Source organism: Agromyces sp. GXQ0307 (assembly GCF_044769845.1).
Lineage (GTDB): Bacteria > Actinomycetota > Actinomycetes > Actinomycetales > Microbacteriaceae > Agromyces.
The window spans coordinates 58910-71372 of sequence record NZ_JBIZVY010000001.1 but is presented as its reverse complement, the minus strand read 5'-3'; the positions used below and the strand labels follow the sequence as shown (position 1 = coordinate 71372).

15 protein-coding genes are annotated in these 12463 nt (G+C 71.9%); 10 read left to right on the top strand and 5 right to left on the bottom strand.

Annotated elements, in window-relative coordinates; translation table 11 throughout:
• The first annotated feature begins 7 nt into the window (after positions 1 to 7).
• On the top strand, positions 8 to 1393 hold the full coding sequence (locus tag ACIQH8_RS00345) for a M16 family metallopeptidase (RefSeq protein WP_400993393.1): 1386 nt from the start codon (positions 8 to 10) through the stop codon (positions 1391 to 1393).
• A gap of 24 nt (positions 1394 to 1417) precedes the next feature.
• Entirely contained in the window at positions 1418 to 2023 is a 606-nt protein-coding gene (locus tag ACIQH8_RS00340; RefSeq protein WP_400993391.1) for a histidine phosphatase family protein, read from the top strand.
• A gap of 34 nt (positions 2024 to 2057) precedes the next feature.
• Here ACIQH8_RS00340 and ACIQH8_RS00335 read toward each other — a convergent pair whose 3' ends face one another.
• The gene (locus ACIQH8_RS00335; RefSeq protein ID WP_400993388.1) at positions 2058 to 2546 is read right to left on the bottom strand and encodes a GNAT family N-acetyltransferase; all 489 of its coding nucleotides are present in this window, start codon (positions 2544 to 2546) and stop codon (positions 2058 to 2060) included.
• Between the two features lie 87 nt (positions 2547 to 2633).
• Here ACIQH8_RS00335 and dapB point away from each other — a divergent pair, with 87 nt between their 5' ends.
• Together dapB and ACIQH8_RS00325 are read left to right on the top strand one after the other, a co-directional pair.
• Positions 2634 to 3383: a 4-hydroxy-tetrahydrodipicolinate reductase gene (dapB, locus tag ACIQH8_RS00330; protein WP_400993386.1), complete on the top strand. Its 750-nt coding sequence runs from the start codon at positions 2634 to 2636 to the stop codon at positions 3381 to 3383.
• Complete coding sequence (locus ACIQH8_RS00325; RefSeq protein ID WP_400993383.1) at positions 3380 to 3823, top strand: hypothetical protein; 444 nt, start codon at positions 3380 to 3382, stop codon at positions 3821 to 3823. Before dapB ends, ACIQH8_RS00325 begins: the two co-directional genes overlap by 4 nt.
• Here ACIQH8_RS00325 and ACIQH8_RS00320 read toward each other — a convergent pair.
• The 4 genes from ACIQH8_RS00320 to ACIQH8_RS00305 form a co-directional block, all read right to left on the bottom strand.
• Positions 3795 to 4700 carry a TIGR01777 family oxidoreductase gene (locus tag ACIQH8_RS00320; protein WP_400993380.1) on the bottom strand — a complete coding sequence of 302 codons (906 nt, stop codon included), beginning with the start codon at positions 4698 to 4700 and terminating at the stop codon, positions 3795 to 3797. The two genes, ACIQH8_RS00325 and ACIQH8_RS00320, sit on opposite strands and share 29 nt — an antisense overlap.
• A 2-nt stretch (positions 4701 to 4702) precedes the next feature.
• Entirely contained in the window at positions 4703 to 5128 is a 426-nt protein-coding gene (locus tag ACIQH8_RS00315) for an OsmC family peroxiredoxin (protein WP_400993377.1), read from the bottom strand.
• A gap of 89 nt (positions 5129 to 5217) precedes the next feature.
• Positions 5218 to 5694, bottom strand: a complete 477-nt coding sequence (locus ACIQH8_RS00310) for a DUF4395 domain-containing protein (protein ID WP_400995641.1) — start codon at positions 5692 to 5694, stop codon at positions 5218 to 5220.
• A complete protein-coding gene (locus ACIQH8_RS00305; protein WP_400993374.1) occupies positions 5684 to 6187 on the bottom strand; it encodes a thioredoxin family protein in 504 nt (167 codons plus the stop codon). Before ACIQH8_RS00305 ends, ACIQH8_RS00310 begins: the two co-directional genes overlap by 11 nt.
• Positions 6188 to 6281: 94 nt before the next feature.
• Here ACIQH8_RS00305 and ACIQH8_RS00300 point away from each other — a divergent pair, with 94 nt between their 5' ends.
• From ACIQH8_RS00300 to ACIQH8_RS00275, 6 genes are all read left to right on the top strand, one after another.
• Positions 6282 to 7130: a thymidylate synthase gene (locus ACIQH8_RS00300; protein ID WP_400995639.1), complete on the top strand. Its 849-nt coding sequence runs from the start codon at positions 6282 to 6284 to the stop codon at positions 7128 to 7130.
• Positions 7127 to 7654, top strand: coding sequence for a dihydrofolate reductase (locus ACIQH8_RS00295; protein ID WP_400993372.1), 528 nt, complete (start codon positions 7127 to 7129; stop codon positions 7652 to 7654). Before ACIQH8_RS00300 ends, ACIQH8_RS00295 begins: the two co-directional genes overlap by 4 nt.
• A 239-nt stretch (positions 7655 to 7893) precedes the next feature.
• Positions 7894 to 8766 (top strand): type IV toxin-antitoxin system AbiEi family antitoxin domain-containing protein, encoded by an 873-nt coding sequence (locus tag ACIQH8_RS00290; protein ID WP_400993369.1) that lies wholly within the window; start codon positions 7894 to 7896, stop codon positions 8764 to 8766.
• Positions 8767 to 8992: 226 nt separating this feature from the next.
• The gene (gene dapA / locus ACIQH8_RS00285) at positions 8993 to 9967 is read left to right on the top strand and encodes a 4-hydroxy-tetrahydrodipicolinate synthase (protein ID WP_400993367.1); all 975 of its coding nucleotides are present in this window, start codon (positions 8993 to 8995) and stop codon (positions 9965 to 9967) included.
• Positions 9968 to 10110: 143 nt separating this feature from the next.
• Positions 10111 to 11787 carry a ribonuclease J gene (locus ACIQH8_RS00280; RefSeq protein ID WP_400993364.1) on the top strand — a complete coding sequence of 559 codons (1677 nt, stop codon included), beginning with the start codon at positions 10111 to 10113 and terminating at the stop codon, positions 11785 to 11787.
• 97 nt (positions 11788 to 11884) lie between these two features.
• Positions 11885 to 12376: a GNAT family N-acetyltransferase gene (locus ACIQH8_RS00275; RefSeq protein ID WP_400993362.1), complete on the top strand. Its 492-nt coding sequence runs from the start codon at positions 11885 to 11887 to the stop codon at positions 12374 to 12376.
• Positions 12377 to 12463 lie beyond the last annotated feature (87 nt).

Sequence of the window (12463 nt, the reverse complement as noted above, 5' to 3'; positions counted from 1 at the left end):
GGGAGGCGTGAACGGCGCCGTCGAACTCCCACTCGGTGAGCCCGAACTGGCCTTCGACGCCGCAGGCGACACGCGCGTCCGTCGTTCGGTCCTCCCGTCCGGCATCCGCGTCCTCACCGAACAGGTACCCGGCAGCCGGAGCGCCACGATCGGCTTCTGGGTCGCCGTCGGCTCGCGCGACGAGCACCCCTCCGAGAGCGGCCACCCCGCGACGTTCGGCTCCACGCACTTCCTCGAGCACCTGCTGTTCAAGGGCACCGAGACCCGGAGCGCCCTCGACATCGCGATCTCCTTCGACGCCGTCGGCGGCGAGCACAACGCCGTCACGGCGAAGGAGTACACCTGCTACTACGCCAAGGTGCAAGACAAGGACGTGCCGATGGCGGTCGAGGTGCTCGCCGACATGTTCACGTCGTCCGTGCTCGATCCCGAGGACTTCGAGAGCGAACGCGGCGTCATCCTCGAAGAGCTCGCGATGGCCGGCGACGACCCGGCGGATGTCGCGAACGAGCGCTTCTTCGAGTCCGTGCTCGGCACCCATCCGCTCGCGCGCCCGATCGGCGGCGACGCGACGACCATCGCCGCCGCGACCCGCGACGCCGTGCTCGAGCACTATCGCGCGAACTACCGCCCGCGCGACCTCGTCGTCACCGCTGCCGGTGCGGTCGACCACGACGACCTCGTGGCACGGCTCACGGCGGCGCTCGAGTCCGCCGGCTGGGACCTCGCGGTCGAGGCCGCGCCGGTCGACCGCCGCGGCTCCGAGCTCGCCGTGGTCGACGGGCGCGCACCGCTCGCCGTGGTCGAGCGCCCGGGCGAACAGGTGAACCTCGTGCTGGGCGTACCCGGCCTCGTCGCGACCGATGAACGTCGTGCCACGCTGAGCGTGCTCAACACCGTGTTCGGCGGCGGCATGTCGTCGCGACTGTTCCAGCAGGTGCGCGAACGGCGTGGCCTCGCCTACGCCGTGTACTCGTTCGCTCCGGGGTACTCCGACGCGGGGGTGTTCGGCATGTACGCCGGATGCGCGCCGAAGAACGCCGCGACCGTCGCCGCGCTCATGCGGACCGAGCTCGAACGGCTCGCCCACCACGGCGTGACCGATGACGAGCTCAGCCGCGCGATCGGCTACCTCGGCGGCGCCTCGGCGCTCGCACTCGAGGACTCCGATACGCGGATGTCGCGACTCGGCCGCGCCGAGCTCGCACTGGGGGAATTCGCCGACCTCGACGAGGCGTTGCGCCGCGTCGGACGCGTCACCGCCGACGACGTCCGGGCGCTCGCCGGCGAGCTGGCCGATCGGCCGTTCTCGCTCGTCGCGGTCGGCCCGGTCGACGAGCACGCGTTCCGCTCGATCGTCGACCAGCCCGACACCCGACCCGACGTCGCCTAGCGACGTCCGACCACAGGACCCGACGTGCCCCACCACCTCTACCTCGTCCGCCACGGCGAGCAGCTCGACGCCGAGCACGGCCTCCCCGACGGCCCGCTCTCCCCGCGAGGCCGCCGCCAGGCCGAACTGCTCGCCGAACGTCTGGGCGGCATCCCGTTCGACGCCGCCTACCATTCGCCGCTGCAACGGGCGGCCGAGACCGCCGACATCATCGCCTCGAAGCTGCCGTCGCTGAAGCCCGAACCCTCCGCGCTCCTCTTCGACTGCGTTCCGTCCGGCCCCGCGCCGGAGACGCCGGCCGCCTATGCGCCCTTCTTCGGCTCGTTCACCGAGCTCGACTTCGAGGCGGGGCGCGCGCAGATGGCCGACGCGAACGCCGAGTTCCTCCGCTCGCACCGCGAAGACCGCCACGACCTGCTCATCACGCACAACTTCGTGATCGGATGGTTCGTGCGCGAGGTGCTCGGTGCGCCCGAGTGGCGCTGGGCGACCATCAACCAGGCGAACTGCGGTCTCACGGTGCTCACGCAGCGCGCGCCCGGGCGGCCGTGGAACCTCGTGGTGCACAACGACCTCGCACACCTGCCGCCCGAGATGCGGACGGGGCTGCCCGAGCCGTTCGCGCTCTGAGCCCGACGGACCGGGCTCGCGCGTCCATCGCTGCTCAGCCGACCCGCGCCACCCGCTTGCCGTACCAGTTCGTCGCATTCGGGTTCTCGTTGTACGGCTCGATGCCGACGTACCCGCTCGCGGCGTAGAGCCCACCGGCCGCGGCCAGGCTCGCGTTCGTGTCGAGCACGAGCTCCTCGGCGCCGAACGCGACGGCTCGACGCTCGAGCTCCTCGAGGAGCGCACGGCCGCCACCGCGACCGCGGGTCGACGGCGCGAGCCACAGGTGTTTCACCTCGTACCGGACGAGACCGTCCGCCGACGGCGGGATGCGGCGCACCCCGCCGCATCCGACCGCGCCGCCCGTCTCGTCCTCGACGACCACGAAGACGCCTGCAGGGGGAGTGAACTGCGCGGCATCCGGCCAGGTCGGACGGTACTCGCCCTGCTCGGGCGGGAAGCCCTCGGCGCGCTCGGCGAAGTAGTCGCCGATCAGCCGGTGCGCGTCGGGGTCGGTCACGGCGGCATCGCGGAAGCGGAGCATGCGCCAAGCCTACGGCGCGGGTGCGCGCCATCCGTTCGGCCGACCGGCCCGCGGCCCCGGCCCGCGCCGGTTGCTAGGGTGAACGTCGTGACGATCACGGTGGCGGTCGCTGGCGCGACGGGGAAGATGGGGCGCCTCGCGACCCGGTTGATCGACGAGGCCGACGACCTCGAGCTGCACGCGAGCCTCGACTCGACATCGAGCCTCGACGAGCTCGCAGGCGCCGACGTCGTGCTCGACGTCACGCACCCCGCGGCCAGCGCGGCGATCGTCGAGGCCGCGATCGAGGCGGGCGCTGCGGCCGTCGTGGGCACCTCCGGCTGGTCGCGCGAGCGCATCGCCGAGGTCGAGACGCGCCTTCGCGAGTCGGATGCCTCGTCGGGCGTGATCTTCGTCCCGAACTTCTCGATCGGCAGCGTCCTCGGCTCGGCGTTCGCCGCTTTCGCCGCACGTCACTTCGACTCCATCGAGATCGTCGAGGCGCATCATGCGGGCAAGGTCGACTCGCCGTCGGGCACCGCAGTGCGCACCGCCGAGCTCATCGCCGCCGCGCGCGGCGAGCTCGGTCCGGTGTCCGCACCGCACGCCGACCAGCGTGCGCGGGGTCAGCTCGTCTCGGGCGTCCCGATCCACAGCCTCCGCATGGACGGCGTCCTCGCCGACCAGCGCGTCGTGCTCGGCGGGCCGGGGGAGAGCCTGCAGATCACGCACTCCACGATCGCTCCGACGGCGTACGAGGCCGGCATCCTGCTCGCGCTGCGCCGGGCCGCCACGGCGGAGGGCGTCACCGTCGGACTCGACGCCCTGCTCGGGCTCGAACTGCCCGACGGCCGATGAGCGGCGCCAAGCTCGGCGCCGTCGTCATGGCGGTGCTGCTCGTCCTCTACGTCGCCCTCGTGGGCTGGCGCGCCGTGCAGTTCGTGCTCACCGGCGAACCCGTGGCGATCGCCATGGGCGTCGCGCTCATCGTGCTGCCGATCGTCGCGGTCTGGGCGATCTGGCGCGAGCTCGCGTTCGGCGTCCGCTCCCAGCGGCTCGTCGAACGACTCGAGTCCGAGGGCGCGCTCGACCTGGGCATCCCGGTCCGCCCGAGCGGGCGCCCGGAGCGTACCGAAGCGGATGCCGCGTTCCCGCAGTTCCGCGCGGACGTCGAGGCCCAGCCCGACTCGTGGCGGGCCTGGCTCCGGCTCGGCCTCGCATACGACGCCGCGGGTGATCGTCGGCGCGCCCGCCGAGCGGTGCGCCGCGCTATCGAACTGGAGCGGGCTCGGGACTGAGCATCGCGTCGATCGCCGACTCGACGCTCGGATGGCGGAAGCGGTAGCCGTCGTCGATGAGACGCTGCGGCCGCACCTTCTGGCTCGAGAGCAGCAGGTCGTCGGCGGCCTTCCCGAGGGCCGCTTCGAGCAGCTTCTCCGGCACCGGGATCACGTAGGGCCGGTGCATCCGCTCGGCGAGCGCCGCCATCACGCGATCGGCGGTCGCCGGCGTCGGTCCGACGAGGTTCACCGGCCCCGACACGTGCGAGCCGAGCAGGTGCACGATGGCCTCGACCTCGTCCTCCAACGCGATCCACGGCCAGTGCTGCCCGCCGGTGCCGAGGCGTCCGGACACGCCGAAGGTCGTGAGCGCCCGGATCCGCTGCATCGCGCCGCCCCGGCCGATGACGATGCCCGTGCGGAACACGACGGTCCGGGTCTCCGGCGGGGCCAGCTTCGCGGCGGCCTCCCAACGGGCCACGACCTCGGCGAGGAATCCGGTGCCCGCTGCCGAGTGCTCGGTGAGGAGCTCGCCGGGCCGGTCGCCGTAGTATCCGACCGCCGACGCGCTGAGGAAGACGGCCGGCGGAGTCCGCGCCTTGCGCATCGCGTCGGCGAGGGTCCGGGTCGCGGCGATCCGCGACTCCAGGATCTCGTCGCGGTACCGCCGGGTCCACGGCAGCCGGGCGAGCGAGGCGCCCGAGAGGTTCAGGACGGCGTCGACGCGGTCCATCACCGTGAAGTCGATGATGCCCGACGACGGCGACCAGCTGACCTCGTCGGCCGACTGGGCGCGTCGGCGCACGAGCCGCACCACCTCGTGGCCGTCGGCCACGAGTCGGTCACGGACGGCGGTGCCGATGAATCCGGAGGCGCCGGCGACGAGGACGCGCACCGCTACGCGAGCTCCGCCTCGATCGTGATCGGGACGCCGGTCAGTGCCTTCGAGATCGGGCAGTTCGCCTTCGCGTCGTCGGCGAACGCCTCGAACTCCGCCTCCGTGATGCCCGGAACGCGGGCGCTCACCAGCAGGTGGCTCCCGGTCACGCCCTCACCCGGCTGGAAGGTCACGGCGGCGGTGGTCTGGATGCTCTCGGGCGTGTGGCCCGCCGTGGTCAGGATGTTGGAGAGCGCCATCGAGAAGCACGCCGAGTGTGCTGCACCGAGCAGTTCCTCGGGGTTCGTCGTCCCGGCTTCGCCCTCGGCGCGGGCCTTCCAGTTGACCGGGAACTCGCCCTGCTTCGACGAGTCGAGGCGCGTCGTGCCCGACCCCTCGAAGAGGCTTCCCGTCCAGACCGTGGTCGCTTCGCTCGTCAGTGCCAATTGGTCCTCCTCCTCGAGCCGGGCTCCCAGCCTATCGAGCGGATGCCGCGTGCGGCACTCGCGTCCGAGGGCGCGTCATTCGGAACCGTTCACGCGGCCCGGACGACCCGCGCGCGGACGAGCAGCAGGTACAGCCGGCATCCGAGGCAGTAGCCGAAGGCGGCGTTCAGGAACGCGGCCAGGAACGCCGCGGCGGCGGCGATCGGCACCGCGACGCCGATCCCGAAGAGGCCGAGGAGGACGCCGGTCCCCGTCACGACGAGGCCGACGAGCTGGGCGAACGTCGGCGGACGCGGGTCCTCGAGCTCGGCGGGCGGCGCGAGCCGCGGACGGACGACGGCGCGGTACAGCAGTCCGAACGGGTGTCGTGCGACGCCTGCGATCGCGGCCCAGGCGAACAGGGCCGCGAGGAGCGCGAGGAGCACGAGCGCCGCCGGGTCGAGCCCGCCGACCGCGAGCACCACCACGGCGAGGAGCAGCACGGACGTGATCGCCGCGGAGAAGCGGGGCCCGCGCGGGTCGATGCCGGTGCGCCGGGTCGGGACCGCGCCGGACTCAGGCGTGATGGCGGACACGGGGCCTCCCGGTGATGGTGTCGAGTTCGGCGCGGAGACCGTCGAGGCGGGGCACGCCGGCCGCCCGTGCGGTCGCGCGTCCGTCAGCGCCGAGGAGGAGGACCGTCGGGGTCTGCGTGACGCTGAAGGCGTGAGCGAGGTCGCGTCGGTGCGTGAGGTCGACGTCGACGTGCCGGACACCGTCGTACTCGGAGGCGAGCTCGGCCAGTGCCCGCGCCGTGCCGGGGCAGCGGCTGCAGAACTCGGTCGAGAACTGCACGAGGGTCGCCCCGGTCCCGAGCGCGTCGTCGTCGAGCCCGAGCCGCTCCGCGTCGCTCGCGGACGCCGCCCGACCGGGACGGATCGCCGAGGCAGCTGCAGCCGGGATGCCGACCCGCCGGTCGAGGTGCCGCACGCGCCCGTCGCGGGCACGCCACACGAAGCCGGCCACGAGCGCGACCGCGGGCAGCCCGAGGCCGACGACGAGGGCGGGCAGGGGGTCCATGTCCCGCAGGCTATGTCCGGTGCGCCGCTGCGGTCACGCCGTGTGACGTCGGGTGACGCGTGACGGAGCGGTCGCGACATCCGCCCCGCCTGTCATGCCGGCGGTGTCGCCGGGTCGGCGTAGCCTTGACGCCGTGGCCAGCGCGATCCCCACCCCGTACGAAGACCTCCTCCGCGATGTGCTCGAGCACGGCACGCCGAAGTCCGACCGCACCGGCACGGGCACGCGCAGCGTGTTCGGCCGGCAGATCAGATTCGACCTCGCGCAGGGCTTCCCGCTCGTCACGACGAAGCGCGTGCACTTCAAGTCGATCGCCTACGAACTCCTCTGGTTCCTCCGGGGCGAGTCGAACGTGCGCTGGCTGCAGGAGCACGGCGTCAGCATCTGGGACGAATGGGCGGAAGCCTCGGGCGAGCTCGGCCCCGTCTACGGCGTGCAGTGGCGCAGCTGGCCGACGCCGTCGGGCGAGCAGGTCGACCAGATCGCCCAGGTGATCGAGCAGATCCGCACGAACCCCGACTCGCGGCGGCTCATCGTGTCGGCGTGGAATCCGGCCGACATCCCCGACATGGCGCTCGCGCCGTGCCACGCGCTCTTCCAGTTCCACGTCGCCGACGGCCGACTGTCGTGCCAGCTCTACCAGCGCAGCGCCGACCTGTTCCTCGGCGTGCCGTTCAACATCGCGTCGTACGCGCTGCTGACGCACATGATCGCGCAGCAGGCGGGCCTCGACGTCGGCGACTTCGTGTGGACCGGCGGCGACTGCCACATCTACGACAACCACGTCGAGCAGGTGACCGAGCAGCTCTCGCGCCACCCCTACCCGTACCCCACCCTGCGACTCGCGCGGCGGCCCGACTCGATCGACGACTACCGCTTCGACGACTTCGAGGTCATCGGCTACGAGCACCACCCCGCGATCCGCGCGGCCGTCGCCGTATGAGCGACGCGTTCGACGACGACGTCGCGCCTCGCGTCGGACTCATCTGGGCGGAGGCCCGCGGGGGAGTGATCGGGGCCGCGGGCGGCATGCCGTGGCACGTGCCCGAAGACCTGGCTCACTTCAAGCGCACGACGCACGGCGCCCCGGTCGTCATGGGTCGCCGCACCTGGGACTCGCTGCCCCCGCGCTTCCGGCCGCTGCCCGGGCGGGCGAACATCGTCGTGACGCGTCAGGCGGGCTGGGCGGCCGACGGCGCGGTGCGCGCGGCCTCCGTCGACGAGGCGCTCGCACTCGCGGCATCCGACGCCGACGACCGCATCTGGGTGATCGGCGGCGCCGAACTCTTCGCCCGCACGATCGGCCTCGCCGACCGGCTCGTCGTCACCGAGCTCGACCTCGACGTCGACGGCGACACCTACGCGCCCGACCGCGCGGGCTGGCACGTCGTCGCCGCCGACCCCGCCGACGGATGGCACGACTCGCGCTCCGGCATCCGCCACCGCTTCCTCACCCTCGAGCGCTGACCCCCGCGTCCCCGCCGCCCCCGCTCTGTCCCCGCCGCCCCCGCCGCCCCCGCCCTGTCCAGTCCGGCGGATATACGATCGGGCGCTCCGCCGCATACTGCTCGGGCCCCGCGCGTCGGATCGCATATCCGCTGAGTGGAGCAGTCGACTCATCCTTCACAGGCTGCGGGCCCATCACGATTCGCACATCGCAGGCGTCGCGCCGCGCGGGGCCGGCCCGGGGCCGGAACATGGCCGGCGTGAGAAGTCCCGAATCCGTCGCTGCGGCGTGCGATGAACTCGGATCGGTCGCCCGGCGGGCGGAGTTCGCCGCCCAGGGGATCGACGGTCGGGCGTTGCGTCGTGCGGTCGCGGCAGGCGCCGTCATCCGCATCCGCCCCGGTGTGTACGCCTCGCCGAGCCTGCCGAGGCCGACGAAGATCGCGCTCCGTCACGGCGGCATTCTGGGATGCGTGTCAGTGGCGCGGCGCCGCGGCCTCTGGGTGCTGCCCCTCGACGACATCGTTCACGTGTCGCTCCCGGCACACGGGCATTCGTATCCGCACGACGACTGCTCGTGTGTGCAGCACTGGAACGAGCTGGCGCCGTCGCGCACCGAGGTCTCGCTCGTCGACGCACTGCTGCAGATCCGCGGATGTCATGGCGACGACGCGTTCTTCGCAACGCTCGAGTCGGCTCTGCACGCTCGAGTGATGACTTCGGTCGAGCGCGACGAGCTTCGCGAACGCATCACGGAGTCGGCGCGCTGGCTCGTGGATCTCGCTCGGAACGACGCCGAGTCCGGGTTGGAGTCGCTCCTGCGGTTGCGGCTCCACCGGCTCGGACTCGAACTGCGGACGCAGGTCGACGTTCCCGGGGTGGGCCGCGTCGATTTCGTCATCGGCGACCGCCTGATCGTCGAGGTGGACGGACGGAACGGACACGAGGACGACTCGGACCGGCACAAGGACCGCGTTCGGGATGCGGTGGCAGCGGCGCACGGGTTCGATCCCATCCGCTTCGACTACGACCTCGTTGTGAACGAGTGGCGCCTCGTCGAGGATGCGATCCTCGCCAAGGTCGCTTCGGGACTGCACCTCGATGCCTGGGCGGAGCGGCAGCGTTCGGCCTGACGCACGGGTGGGGTGATGGCCACCGAGCGGCCGGCCTCGTCCAGAACTGCGGATATACGATCGGCCACCCCGCCGGATCTCGAGTCGGCTCGGCGCGCCGGATCGTATATCCGCCGCATCCTGCGGCCGCGGGCGAGAGCGGGCGAGAGCGGGTGAGAGCGGATCGCGGGCGGAGGGCCGCGTCACGAGTCGGCCCGGCGCGCCGCGGGGCGATAGCCTTGAGCGCGTGACTGCGGAAAACCCCTTCGGACAGGTGCTCGTCGCGCTCGTCACGCCCATGACGGCGGACGGCGAGGTCGATTGGCCCGCCGTCGAAAAGCACATCGACGACGTCATCACCGCGGGCGCCGACGGCATCGTGGTCACCGGCACCACGGGCGAGACCTCGACGCTCACCGACCCCGAGAAGATCCGCCTCGTCGAGGTCGGCAAGGATGTCGCGGCCGGCCGCGCGAAGATCATCACGGGCGGCGGCTCGAACGAGACCGCACACGCGATCGAGCTGTACAAGCACAGCGAGCAGGCCGGCGCCGACGGCATCATGATCGTCACGCCGTACTACAACAAGCCCACGCAGGCCGGCATCCTCACGCACTTCCGACTGGTCGCCGACGCCACCGACCTCCCCGTGATCCTCTACGACATCCCGGGCCGCACGGGGGTGCCGATCAAGTACGAGACGATCCTGCGCCTCGCCAAGCACCCGAACATCCTCGCCATCAAGGACGCCAAGGGCGACTTCAGCGAGGTCAGTCGGGTGCTCAACCAGACCGACCTCATGTACTTCTCCGGTGACGACGCGAATGTGCTGCCGCACCTCTCGATCGGAGCGACCGGCCTCATCGGCGTGACGGCGAACATCGCGCCCGCGCCATATCGCACCATCGTCGACGCCGTGAATCGCGGCGACCTGACGGCAGCGACCGCCGAGCACCGGCGGCTCGAGCCGCTCGTGCGCGCCGTCATGACGCATGTGCCGGGCACGGTCGCGGCGAAGTACATCCTGCACGGGCTCGGCCGCATCGGCAGCCCGCGGGTCCGCCTGCCGCTCGTCGGGCCCGAGGAGTGGGAGGCCGCCCTCATCGAGGACGAGATCGACCTCGTGCAGGGCATCCCGGGCGTCGACTTCCACAACTTCCGTCCCGACCGCAACGCCGCCGCGGGCGGCGCCCTGCCGAAGGTGGCCGGCACGACACGCTGAACAGACGGATGCCGCGGCGGGCCGCCGCACGCGAACGCACATCGGCCCCGCACCGACCACGCATCCGACCGGAGCCCCCGGACCGAGACATCCGCGACCACGAGGGTCGCACCGAACTGAACACCGGAACATGAGGAGGGCCAATGCCCGACGAGATCATCGACCCCGCACCGCTCGAACCGGGGACGCTCCGCGTCATCCCCGTCGGCGGCCTCGGCGAGGTCGGCCGTAACATGACCTGCTTCGAGATCGACGGCAAGCTGCTGATCGTCGACTGCGGCGTGCTGTTCCCCGAGGAGCACCAGCCTGGCGTCGACCTGATCCTGCCCGACTTCGGCTTCCTCAGGGAGCGCCTCGACGATGTGGTCGCCGTCGTGCTCACGCACGGCCACGAGGACCACATCGGCGCCGTGCCGTACCTGCTGAAGCTTCGCGCCGACATCCCGCTCGTGGGCTCGCAGCTCACGCTCGCGCTCGTCGAGGCGAAGCTCAAGGAGCATCGCATCGCGCCGTACAGCCTCACCGTGAAGGAGGGGCAGACGGAGAAGCTCGGTCCGTTCGAGCTGGAGTTCGTCGCCGTCAACCACTCGATCCCCGATGCGCTCGCGGTCGCGATCCGCACCGATGCGGGCACCGTGCTCGCGACGGGCGACTTCAAGATGGACCAACTGCCGCTCGACGGCCGGCTGACCGACCTCCGCGAGTTCGCTCGCCTCGGCCGGGAGGGCGTCGACCTGTTCCTGGTCGACTCGACGAACGCCGACGTGCCGGGCTTCACCCCGCTCGAGCGGGCGATCGGTCCGGTCCTCGACGAGGTCATCGCGCGCTCGCCGCGGCGCGTGATCGTGGCGAGCTTCTCGAGCCACGTGCACCGCGTGCAGCAGGTGCTGCACGCCGCGCACCAGAACGGCCGCCGCGTCGCGCTCCTCGGCCGCAGCATGGTGCGAAACATGACGATCGCGGCCGACCTCGGCTATCTCGACGTTCCCGAGGGCGTGCTCGTCGACTTCAAGAAGGCCGGCGACATCCCCGACGACAAGATCGTCTACATGTCGACGGGGTCGCAGGGCGAGCCGATGGCGGTGCTGAGCCGCATGGCGAACCGCGACCACCAGATCGAGATCGGCGAGGGCGACACGGTGATCCTCGCGTCGAGCCTGATCCCGGGCAACGAGAACGCGGTGTACCGCGTGATCGACGGGCTCACGAAGCTCGGCGCGAACGTCGTGCACAAGGGCAACGCGAAGGTGCACGTCTCGGGCCATGCGGCCGCGGGCGAGCTGCTGTACTGCTACAACATCCTCCAGCCGCGGAACGTGCTGCCGGTGCACGGCGAGTACCGGCACCTCGTCGCGAACGCGCGCCTCGCGCAGGACACCGGGATCCCCGCCGATCGCACCTTCCTCGCGGAGAACGGCACGGTGCTCGACCTCCGCGACGGCAGGGTGACCGTCGCCGGCCAGCTCGACCTCGGCTTCGTCTACGTCGACGGCTCGACCGTGGGCGAGATCACCGACGCCGACCTCAAGGACCGACGGATCCTGGGGGAGGAGGGCTTCATCTCGGTGATCGTCGTGGTGGACGCCTCGACCGGCCGCGTGATCGTCGGCCCCGAGATCCACGCGCGCGGCTTCGCCGAGGATGACGCGGTCTTCGAGGACGTCAAGCCGAAGATCGTGGCGGCCCTCGCCGATGCCGCGCACCACGGCGTGCGCGACCCGCACGCGCTGCAGCAGACGGTGCGCCGCACGGTCGGCAGCTGGGTGAACCGCCGCCTGCGGCGTCGCCCGATGCTCGTGCCGCTCGTCATCGAGGCGTAGCCGGGGCGACCGGGTCGTTCCGACGACGAGGTGACGGATGCCGCGGCATCCGCCACCCGGAAACACCGCCGTAATCCGACGCGCGTACCCTCCGGTCATGGCGGCCTTCACCATCAGGTCCGCGCTCCCCGCGGACGGCGGCTTCCTCGCCGACATGGTCGTCGAGGCGGCGAACTGGCGAGCGGATGCCACGCGCCCGCGTCCGGTCGTGCTCGCCGACGCCCGGCATGCCGCGTACATCGCGGGGTGGCAGCGCCCGGCGGATCGCGGCGTCGTCGCGGTCGATCCGGAGGGTCGCCCGGTCGGCGCGGCCTGGTACCGGCTGTTCGCCGCCGACCGTCCGTCGATGGGCTTCGTCGCGGCAGGCGTGCCCGAGCTCATCATCGGCGTGAAGCCGTTGTGGCGGGCGCAGGGGCTCGGCAGGGCGCTGCTGCGGGCGCTCGCGGAAGATGCACGTGCGGGTGGTTACGCGCGTCTGGCGCTCTCGGTCGAACACGGCAATTTCGCGCACGACCTGTATCGGTCGGAGGGGTTCTCGGTGATCGCATCGGCCGAGGGGCGCGACACGATGGTGCGGCTCCTGCGCTGACGGGCGGCCGCGGGTCGTCCGGGCCGCACCGACGGCACTGATGGCACCGACCGCACCGACCGCACCGACGGCACCGACTGGGCCGAC

Bases quoted from the DNA above. Each gene is read 5' to 3' on its own strand.
- ACIQH8_RS00335 (WP_400993388.1), bottom strand. From the start codon at position 2,546: ATGCTCCGCTTCCGCGATGCCGCCGTGACCGACCCCGACGCGCACCGG.
- ACIQH8_RS00280 (WP_400993364.1), top strand. From the start codon at position 10,111: ATGCCCGACGAGATCATCGACCCCGCACCGCTCGAACCGGGGACGCTC.
- ACIQH8_RS00295 (WP_400993372.1), top strand. From the start codon at position 7,127: ATGAGCGACGCGTTCGACGACGACGTCGCGCCTCGCGTCGGACTCATC.
- ACIQH8_RS00300 (WP_400995639.1), top strand. From the start codon at position 6,282: ATGCCGGCGGTGTCGCCGGGTCGGCGTAGCCTTGACGCCGTGGCCAGC.
- ACIQH8_RS00325 (WP_400993383.1), top strand. From the start codon at position 3,380: ATGAGCGGCGCCAAGCTCGGCGCCGTCGTCATGGCGGTGCTGCTCGTC.
- ACIQH8_RS00305 (WP_400993374.1), bottom strand. From the start codon at position 6,187: ATGGACCCCCTGCCCGCCCTCGTCGTCGGCCTCGGGCTGCCCGCGGTC.
- ACIQH8_RS00275 (WP_400993362.1), top strand. From the start codon at position 11,885: ATGGCGGCCTTCACCATCAGGTCCGCGCTCCCCGCGGACGGCGGCTTC.